This window comes from Thiolapillus sp. (genome assembly GCF_048562965.1).
Lineage (GTDB): Bacteria > Pseudomonadota > Gammaproteobacteria > Chromatiales > Chromatiaceae > Thiolapillus > Thiolapillus brandeum_A.
The window spans coordinates 1-1330 of record NZ_JBHNMF010000804.1; the positions used below are offsets into that span (position 1 = coordinate 1).

Annotated in this window: 1 protein-coding gene; it reads left to right on the forward strand. The window is 50.1% G+C overall.

Annotated elements, in window-relative coordinates; translation table 11 throughout:
• A partial coding sequence (gene brxL, locus ACOCD2_RS20210; protein WP_419594697.1) for a BREX system Lon protease-like protein BrxL occupies positions 1–1283 on the forward strand: 1283 nt, incomplete at its 5' end.
• Between the last annotated feature and the right edge of the window lie 47 nt (positions 1284–1330).

Consider the following 1330-nt stretch of genomic DNA (forward strand, 5'->3'; position numbering starts at 1 on the left):
CCTATGTGCTGGAATACCTGTTGGGCCAGTATTGTGCCACCAACGATGAAGACTCCATCCAGTCAGGGATTGAAACGGTTCGGGAGATTCTGCGTAAACACTATGTGCATCGAAACGAGGCGGGCCTGATACGTTCGACGATCAAGGAGAAGGGGCGGCACAAGGTTATCGACAAGATAAGCGTGGATCTGAACGAAAAGACCGATGCCTATGAGGCCACCTTTTCCAACCTGGGCATCAAGAAAGTGCTGGTGGACTCCACCACCGTCAAAGCCCATCCAAAGCTGTTGGTGGGTGGGGTTTGGTGTATTGCGGATGTGGAATACGATTTCAATGAAGACAAGACGACTACGCCCTGGATTCTCGCCACACTCAAACCTATCCAGTTATCTCATTTCGATTTTGACAGCTATATTGAAGCAAGACGGCAGTTCACAACCGATGAGTGGATCGATCTGCTGATACAGAGTATCGGGTTCAATCCCGAATTGTTTGGCAAGCGAAGCAAGTTGTTCCAGCTGTTGCGTCTGGTGCCTTTTTGCGGGCGTAACTACAACATCATAGAGCTGGGTCCAAAGGGGACCGGCAAGTCTCATATCTATTCGGAATTCTCACCTCACGGGATCCTGGTGTCTGGTGGAGAAGTCACCGTTGCCAAGCTGTTTGTCAACAACTCGACAGGAAAGATTGGACTGGTGGGTTATTGGGATGTGGTGGCCTTTGATGAATTTGCCGGCAAGAAGAAGCGAGCGGACAAGGCGCTGGTCGATATCATGAAGAACTACATGGCCAACAAGTCCTTCTCGCGGGGCATCGAGACCCTGGGGGCGGAAGTGTCCATGGCTTTTGTGGGAAATACGCAGCATACCGTCCCTTACATGCTTAAACATGCGGATCTGTTTGATGATCTGCCGGAGCAGTATCACGATTCGGCATTTCTTGATCGTGTGCATTTCTACCTCCCGGGATGGGAAGTGGACATTATCCGGGGAGAGATGTTCTCCAACGGATATGGATTCGTGGTGGATTATCTGGCAGAGATCCTTCGTTCCTTACGCAACCATGATTTTTCAGACCGGTATCAGGAGCATTTCACGCTGTCTTCGGATATATCCACCCGGGATAGCGATGGCATCCACAAGACTTTTTCAGGGCTGATGAAAATACTCTTCCCCGAAGGCGAGGCGACCAAAGAAGAAATCCAGGGCAATACTCCACTTTGCTATCGAAGGGCGCAAACGGGTCAAAGATCAGCTCATGCGTATCGATTCCACTTACGCTGATGTTCGCTTTTCGTACGAAGATGGGGAAGGAAAAACCTTTTCGGTTA